We start from the raw sequence: 8,278 nt of genomic DNA, 5'->3' as shown, positions 1-8,278 counted from the left end.
TTAAAGTAATCAATAAATTCGTGCTCCCACCTGTCATTGGACAGAAAGTTCGGGAAAATAGATTCTGCTATCAAGCACTGTAATCCCAGGTCTACGCGAGAAGCGGGGCGTAAATAAATACTCAGAGTTGGCTTGTCATCTGGCTTAAGTTCCTCGTAGTAAGACTGGATCACCCAGTTTAATACTTCTTTTTGCCCTGTCAGGCCGAACCAGTTCCGCATCTGCCGCAGGTTATGATCACCGTATCCGTAAAAGTGCGGTTGACCAACTGCCTTCTCAAGTTTCCAGCCAAAGACTTCAACTGCACAAGCAACGGGGTGGACTTTCCCAGTAATCGCCTCGCCGAAAGTGCTCATGCGGGAAAACCATCGTTCTTACCGGACTGATACCAGCCTTATTTGATCGCCTCAAACGGTCAGGTGTTAAGGTTAAGGTAACACGGCAAGACGATCTGAATCCGGTACTGAAGTGGAATACAGATGACTGCGATGAAATCCCGGTTGATTATGGACGGAAGTCGCGAAGAAGTATCCAGTGCAACTAGTAAGGACTCCAAATGACTGAGGGAGGATCTTAGCTGGTGAATCCTGGAAAGTAAGCCCTGTCCTGAAGGAAAGCAAATAATTGTTTTTTTCAGGCTGACTATTCTGTACTAAGTTACTCGATCAGTTCATCCAACTACTGGCGGTTCTCTTTGGTATGTTTTTTGATCGTGGGAGTTTTTAGCAGAGTCTTGATGTCTGATTTCGAGCATGCTTGATACTTTGACATGATCCAGGCGAACTCCACGATATAATCAGCAGTCATTTTTAATAGTGAGGCACTCTCGTGGCCGTGCTGTAGCGACGTTCAAAGCTGCTCCGATTTTGTCACCACTGACGGAAAAAAACGATTTTGATTTCGAATACGACAATAACGCATTCATCTTGGGCAGTTCACGATGAGTTATGAGTAATTTAGTAGACTTTCGCAAAAACCAACATTACCCCGGCATTCTTTAAACGCACTTGCTCAATTTTCTCTTGACAATTATTCCACAGCCATACAAAATTCCACCAACTCTACCGTTAAAGGGTTATACTGAAATAATTCAGCTTAATTCAAGTTCGCTGGCAAGGAAGGATTGAATGTTGAAACGCCCCCAGACACGGATCACGGTGGCTACGGTTACCGCCGTCGTGTCAACAATTGTATTGGCGGGCGGACATGGCGAGCCAGCGGAACGCTCCGCCCCGCCTGCGAGAATCTCCGCACCAATTCACTATGCCGACACTATGCTCGCTTTCGTGGATGATGAGGGGGTCGCACTCGTTGTATTTCAGTGTCCCGTGACAAGAAACGCCGACGTGATTACGACCTCGAAGCCTGTGAGATACCGTTTTCGGTACCAAACAAAAGGAATGGCAGTCATGACAGGGACCGGTCTGTTATTTGAAAAATATAAGCCTGATGGTGAGCGCAAGTTCTTAGTGGTAAATGATGATGGGCAGTTACGAATTTCAGCCGGACACTTTCAAGTTGAATGGTCGGAGGGTGACGCTGACATGGGGTGGTTTTACTATAACCCTGAGGACATCCGTGTACAACTTGCAAATGCCAAGCAATTTGAGACTATAAAATTGGAACGTTTCAGCCACTGATGACAGCGAACAATTGCGCGAACCGGAGCGGCAGTTGACGTCTATTGCCAGTGGTTGTGAAAGGCTTGATTCGCGTCTGAATTAAACTCGAAGAATTGCGTTCGTTTTTCGCAACTTTGACTTTTTGTCATCGCGGGAACCAAACAAAGGACTAGTTGAAAATGATCTTCGCATATCTCGGACCTGGTCTCGGCGCAGGTGCGCTACTGGTGGTCATCGGAGTTTTCTCACTCATTTCAATTACACTATTCACATTCCTGTGGTTCCCGCTGAAAAGATTGCTGAAGCGGATCTCGGAGAAAAGGAATTCATGATTTATGAATTCCTTTCCGGCGTTGTGGTCTCCCTTATTCTATTGATTGTGCTTAAGGGGCTCAAGATCCGTCATTCCGTCGACAGTTGGATTCTTTCGATCGCGAAATTCGCCTACCATAGCGGTCATCCCCTGTTTGACGATGATCAGCGGTTTAGACTTGCTAAGCAGGCATACAAACCGGTGGTCATCTCTTTTTTGCAGGTGCTTTTTAGAATTGTATTGATCGTTCTTCTTGTCGGCGCGACGATTGCTTTATTGGCCATTACTTTGGAGTCGGCCAGAGGGGAAAACCAAAAATCTTTTTTTTCTCCTGAACTATGGAGAGAATCAGCATTCCCTCAATACTTGCTACACTGGCCTTTCATCGCCGGGACTTTGCTTCCGCTCATCTTGTTGCCCTTCCTTCCGAAAACATCTGGTAGCTGGGAATACTCTGCCCTGGACAAATTTCTTCACTACCTCTTCTTGGGCAACAGAGGGATTATGAAACTCCAATGGTGGTTCGAGTGCATTACGAACAGGAAGGAACTCGTTCCGCCTTTGCAACACGTCTACATCGCCGGGCTGGCACGGTCCGGCTCTACCTCGTTGATGCAGTACCTGGGTCAGTTGCCAGATTTTGTGAGCCTTTCCTATCGAAACATGCCATTTGTGTTGATGCCTCGAACTGGCCCCAAACTGATCTCACGCAAGAAAGATAAGGAGAAGGAGCGGTCGCACAAGGACGGAATACTTCATAGCCTCAGCACCTATGAAGCGTTAGAGGAGCCATTTTGGCTACACTTCGCCGGGGCCGACTTTGTTCAAGTAGAACGCTTGATTCAACATAACGTTGCCGAAGACATCCACGCTGAATATCAGAAGTTTCGGAGCATGGTTGCAGGTGGCAAGACCTATCTGATGAAGAACAACAATCATCTTCTTCGTGCCAGGTCTCTGCATCGACTTGATGCAGGGAACGGGCTGACCACGAGGACCGTGATCCCGTTTAGAGAACCGTATGCTCAAGCGAAATCACTACTTGAGCAGCACAACATTTTATCCAAATTACAGAAGGAAGACGATTTCGCCCTCGACTACATGGATCTCCTTGTCCACCACGAGTTCGGACTCCATTCGAAAACGATGTTACTCGGCGAATGTGATGACGAATCGCTTACAGCCGCTGACCCGAGTAGCCTTGAGTATTGGCTTCGCGTCTGGCACGTTTTCTACCGCGACGCATTCGATCTCTACGCGGGCGAACCCGACTTCTGTTTCTTTTGCTATGAGAAATATTTAGCAAATCCATGCGGGTCGTTGTTGAGTCTGTGCCCGTTTCTCGATATTGATGCCAAACGATTCGAAGCGATTGAAATCAAGGAATGGCGACGCACTCGCTCCGAACAGGGTGAATCCACTGTTCTTCCAGACTCCAGACAACTCTATGACAAGCTGCTAAAGGTGGCCATCAATCATGAAGTTTAATCGCGACCAGGCAATCAGAGTTCTTCGACGCCTTCTGGTTCTGTTCTTTTGTCTTTGGGGGCTTGTCTGGCTGAGTATAAGAGCTGTCGAAAAACAGCCAAACGACCGGAACGTCGTAGATAAAGGCTTGCTGGCCGCCGCCAGCGTCCCTGAAACTGTGAAACTCTGGCTCTCTGTAAAATCGACCGGGCTGGAGCATCAGGAATTCGTTATGAATACAGACCCTGATCTTGCCAGGCTGGGCGAACTCTCTGATATCCAAGACCTGAGCAACCACCTTTACCTGCTGTACTACCGCTACGAGGGGGCCGATGAAGGTAGCGTTTATCTGCAGAACATCAAGACCGGTGAAGTAGCACATACCTGGCACGTTCCGCTACGAAAGATCTTCGAAGATATACAGAGGTTAAAACAAGAAGTGAAGGCCGATTTCGAAGCAAAGGAAATCTCAGTGTCCTTACATAAGCGGTTACCGAACAATCTCGCCGCGATTCGAATTCTTTCGCCGATTATCGGAGCTGACATGTCCCTGATATTCCACTGCGGAGTAGTGGGGTACATGTACAAGCTGGACGAGAAATCAGACCTGCTCTGGAAAAGTGAGGAGCTTGTTCATCATTCGATTGAACTGGACGAAGACGGCAATATCTGGACTTGCTCCGTTGATTTGAGGCATTCACTCGCCAAAGACTTGCGATTCCGTGAGGACGCAGTGTTATGCCTTGATGCAGAGGGCAAGAGGCTCCATTTCTACTCACTGAGCGACATGTTTTCAAACAACGGTTTGATTCAGACGCTGTTGGAGGCGACGCCGGCGACAATCATGCCAGACGGTCCCTACCGGGATCCGTACCATCTGAATAATGTGTTGCCCGTCAAGAGTGACGGCAAGTTTTGGAGGAAGGGAGATTTGTTTTTAAGTCTTCGCGATAAGAGCGCGATTGTTCAGTTTCGGCCACAAGATGGCTCGATTGTGTGGTATCAACAGGGGCCCTGGCTTGCACAACATGATATCAACATCGTGAACGAGTCGACCATTTCGGTTTTCAATAATAACGTGAGCTTTACGTCCTGGGACTGGTCGGACATTCGAGGGGGGAGTAGCAATATTGCCTTTTTTAACTTCTCTGATAAGACTACAGAGTACTTGGGCAATGGTCTCTTCGTTTCGGCAACTGAGGGGCGGCAAACGCAAACTGTAGACGATTGGATTCTGGTCGAAGAGACGAATACAGGAAGATACCTCTTCATAGATTCTTTTGGCACCGTCCGATGCCAATTCTATATCCCGTATTACAACGAACCTTCACACGCCATGAGTCCAAATTGGGCGCGTTTATATCTCAAGAGTGGGTCAGAGTTTGTATTGCAGGAGTAAACCACTCTGTGGAGGATCGGCAACCTTCAGATTAACTTCCGGTCACTGCGAGGTGGACCTGTCGGAAACGGTCCACCAGTAACTGATCCTGGTTGGATTGAACCATAGTCATCTGTGACGCAACCTGCTCTCTTAACGCCTGACTGTTACGCAGCTGCTGTGGATCAGCCAGACGTTGCACAGCTTCCTGAGAGGGATTTAGGGGCCGGATGTAAGAGAAGGGGGCACGTTTGCCGTTCAGGGGGCGAGGGAAGCGATTCGGAGCGGCTCAGAGAGTTGTAATTTTGCATGAAAAATTACAGAATAACGGACCACTTTAAGGGACCAAGATGATCCGGTGGATAACGGGCCAGAAATAGCGCTTGTAAGCTGTTTCTATAAAACAACTTAAAAGTCGGGATGACAAGATTTGAACTTGCGACCTCTGCGTCCCGAACGCAGCGCTCTACCAGGCTGAGCCACATCCCGCGGGACGTTCATTCTATCATGAGTCCATCGTGGGTCAACGCAGCCGGGGCCTTGAGGAGCAGAGATTTTTCAACAGCAGACTATCTCTATCCGCTTGCCATCAGGCTGTTTTCATGCGGGCCCTGGTTTAACTGGAGCGTCTGCAGGGATATTTGAACCGAGTCAAATCGATTGAGAGGTGCTATGGCTGAATGTGATGCATTCTTAGTAGGGTTGAACGATGGGAGTGCCTGCCGTGGCTGGTTCTGTCGGGAAGTGAGCCGGATCAACATTGACTGGTTCCGGCGAGGCCGTCATGTACTGGGTTCCCATCTGTATCGGCTGTCCTGTCATGCCGGGGGCGACCAGCATTGGTTGCGAGGTGACTACCTGTTCGGAATATCCGCCTGCCTGGCTCATCTGTCCTTCATTCATCATGGCAATGGTACTTGTTGATCCACCTTGAGTATAGGTCGGAAGGGGATGGGTATGACTTGCCTGGGCGGTGCGTGACCGGTAACGCAACAGGCTGCCGTTCCCCATCGGGCCGTGCTCCCAGCCTTTGGCGACGATGCGATCCTGAGGGCTGGCGGTATCGTATGGCTTTTTGATGGAAGCAATCCGTGACTGCACCTGCGGCTGATACCATTCTGAATAGAGTGATTGCTCATACATGGCCAGTGCTTCATCCGAGCGACCTGTCTGCTGATAGACCTGTCCCAGGTGAGCTAAGACTTTGGGGTGATTCGGATCGACGTTGGCAGCCGCTTTGAGTGACTGTTCTGCACCATTGATATCTCCCGACTGTTCCAGCAGCCAGGCCATTTCCAGGTGTGATTCGGCAATGTAAGGTTGTGTATCCCGCCAGGCAGTAATATGCTGAGCTGCTTCCTGTTGACGTCCCTGGCTGATCATCAGCTCGGCCAGACCATGGTGTGAGGGCTGGTGGGAGGGGTCAAGTCGCAGCGCGTTCTGATAAGTCTGTTCTGCTCCTGCCAGGTTTCCTTCTTTCTCCATGGCGACCGCCAGGTTATGGACGTAGTCAGGATTGTCGGGGTTGTCTGCGATGGCACGTGTGAACGATTCACGGGCTTTGGCATATTCACCACGCTGGTAATATCCATTTCCCATTTCATTACTGGCTACGCCATGCATCGAATTACAACCGGAAAGCGTGAAGCATCCGAGTGACAGAAGAATGGTCAGTTTGCCGATTAACGAAAAGTTGATCCGGGTCAAGTGCATCGTGCACATCTCCATCGTTTGTAAGCATGCTTCAGAGTCCTGTTCGGAATCTCATGCTGTCGGAAAAATGGTTTGGATTGGGGAAAGTGATTTTTAAAGGATTGAAAAGTCAATCAGGAAGTGACTGGGAGAGAAGTGTGAGAAAGATAGCAGTCTGTGAAAAATGCAGCAAGAGGAGTTTTTTCGAAATTCGCTCAAAACTGTTTGAAAACCGAAAAATATTTCAGAACACAAGTCCCTGTTGAAAATGGAGATAGATCATTTCCAACAGGGAGAAACTGGTAGACGACTGACCGGCGTTCTCGATGCTGTTACGGGAGGACTGGTTTGTCTGGAGAAGCCGGGGTGGCCTCTTGTGGATCCAGTAAGGAACCATTTTTTTCTATGTGAGAGTACCAGCGGCGTGCTGTTGCCCTTCTTTGAGTTGGTGTGGCGATGGCAGAATAATCGACAGTGCGTCCTGTTAATTTGTTGATGTAATTAAACGCCAGCTCTCGCACGGCAACGTTGCTATGCTCAAGCCATTCCACCAGTCGACCTGAGATAAACCGGTCTTGTGCATCTTCCGGCTGGAATCCCCAGAGCAGTCGTTCCAGGATTTCAGCCATCTGTGGAGAGAACTGATTTTGCAGAGACTCTGCCAGCAGTGTTCCATTTTCCGGGTCACGGAGCAGCCAGTTGCGAAGTCCGTCAATGGCGGCAATGCGAGATTCATGATGGTCGACCTGGTTGAGGACTTTCACCAGTTCCTGATAACGGTTCGTGAGTGCCAGTGACTTGGTAGCCAGGTCAGAGACATTGGGTTTCAAATCCTTGGTAATGGCCGGCATGGTGAGTGAGACAAGTTGACCGTCTTTTAATTCTTTGGCAAAGGCAGCAATTAAACGTCGTGAAAGATAGGAATTGTCTTTGTAGTCGGGTTCGACCCAATGAGGCACGCGCAGTGGCTTCGGCTGGTTTGAAGGATTGATCGCTCCCCTGGCTCGATCTCCGGCCGTCAGGGACATCCAGTGTCCCGCATCAATCGTCTGGACTTTTCCTTTGCCGTCCGAGAATCGAATCATGCCCGAATGAACAAACAGCATTCCTGTGTAATTATCTCCGTCGGGAGTCTGCCCGGGATGATGCGGTTGTACCGGAACAATCTGAATGCCACACACACTGTCTCTGGTTACCAGATCCACGCGCCAGAGTTCGTCGTTAATTTTGATCGAAAGCACAGGTCCCGCTGCGTCTCTGGCGTCGTTCAGGCCTCGGGACGCTTCAATTCGAATGCGTCCTTCCTGTATCTGGAAGCCCATGTCGGCGGCTTTGTTTTTGCCTGTATAAGTAACAGCCGTTCCGGGAAGAAGTACGACTTTGCATAGTGCTTCCGGGATATTGATTCGGGCAGTGAAGGGTTCGGGAGAAGCCACCGTCGAACCGACCTGAATCGGGCTGACCTTGGACAGGATCACCCAGTCGTTTTTGTCCGCCAGTTCATGTTTGTTATCAACCCGTTCCAGAAAGAAACCGTCTTCCGATTCGATCTGGGCAGCCGGTGCCTTTGCCACAGCATCGGCCATTTCAATTTTGGGTGGCGCTGGTGCGGGGGCTTTGCCGTTGCTGGCATTCATGGCGACTGTTTCACTGTCCGTCGAAGCGGGCTGAGCTGGTTCTGGTTTTGCGGTTTGTGGCTGAGGCGGTTGAGTTTCGGTCGTCGCAGGTAATGGCAGAGATTCGGTTGCCGGAGGAGTCTCTGGAACGGGTTTGGTTGTGGATGCTGTTTCTGCGTCCGCCGGTGGG

6 protein-coding genes, 1 tRNA gene and 1 pseudogene are annotated in these 8,278 nt (G+C 49.6%); 3 read left to right on the top strand and 5 right to left on the bottom strand.

The genetic code is table 11. From position 1 onward, the window contains the following. A partial coding sequence (locus tag AACZ40_RS26755) for a hypothetical protein (protein ID WP_339676609.1) occupies positions 1-356 on the bottom strand: 356 nt, incomplete at its 3' end. A gap of 771 nt (positions 357-1,127) precedes the next feature. On the opposite strand from AACZ40_RS26755, the gene AACZ40_RS26750 reads away from it, so the two are divergent. The 3 genes from AACZ40_RS26750 to AACZ40_RS26740 all read left to right on the top strand — a co-directional run bounded on the left by AACZ40_RS26750 (position 1,128) and on the right by AACZ40_RS26740 (position 4,801). Beyond that, positions 1,128-1,640, top strand: coding sequence for a hypothetical protein (locus AACZ40_RS26750; protein ID WP_291168997.1), 513 nt, complete (start codon positions 1,128-1,130; stop codon positions 1,638-1,640). Between the two features lie 310 nt (positions 1,641-1,950). Further along, positions 1,951-3,423 carry a sulfotransferase gene (locus tag AACZ40_RS26745; RefSeq protein WP_291168996.1) on the top strand — a complete coding sequence of 491 codons (1,473 nt, stop codon included), beginning with the start codon at positions 1,951-1,953 and terminating at the stop codon, positions 3,421-3,423. Then, positions 3,413-4,801, top strand: a complete 1,389-nt coding sequence (locus tag AACZ40_RS26740) for an arylsulfotransferase family protein (protein WP_291168994.1) — start codon at positions 3,413-3,415, stop codon at positions 4,799-4,801. Before AACZ40_RS26745 ends, AACZ40_RS26740 begins: the two co-directional genes overlap by 11 nt. A gap of 31 nt (positions 4,802-4,832) precedes the next feature. Here AACZ40_RS26740 and AACZ40_RS26735 read toward each other — a convergent pair whose 3' ends face one another. From AACZ40_RS26735 to AACZ40_RS26720, 4 genes and pseudogenes are all read right to left on the bottom strand, one after another. Continuing rightward, positions 4,833-4,982 (bottom strand): hypothetical protein, encoded by a 150-nt coding sequence (locus tag AACZ40_RS26735; protein ID WP_291168993.1) that lies wholly within the window; start codon positions 4,980-4,982, stop codon positions 4,833-4,835. 213 nt (positions 4,983-5,195) lie between these two features. Continuing rightward, a tRNA-Pro gene (locus AACZ40_RS26730) sits at positions 5,196-5,269 on the bottom strand. Positions 5,270-5,473: 204 nt separating this feature from the next. Further along, positions 5,474-6,493: a tetratricopeptide repeat protein gene (locus tag AACZ40_RS26725; protein ID WP_291168990.1), complete on the bottom strand. Its 1,020-nt coding sequence runs from the start codon at positions 6,491-6,493 to the stop codon at positions 5,474-5,476. A 311-nt stretch (positions 6,494-6,804) separates the two neighbouring features. Beyond that, positions 6,805-8,278 (bottom strand): annotated as a pseudogene (locus tag AACZ40_RS26720) (hypothetical protein); the annotation flags it as partial.

The organism is uncultured Gimesia sp., assembly GCF_963972345.1.
Taxonomy (GTDB): Bacteria; Planctomycetota; Planctomycetia; order Planctomycetales; family Planctomycetaceae; genus Gimesia.
Note: the sequence above shows the minus strand (reverse complement) of the source record. Positions and strands in the feature narration are given on the sequence as shown.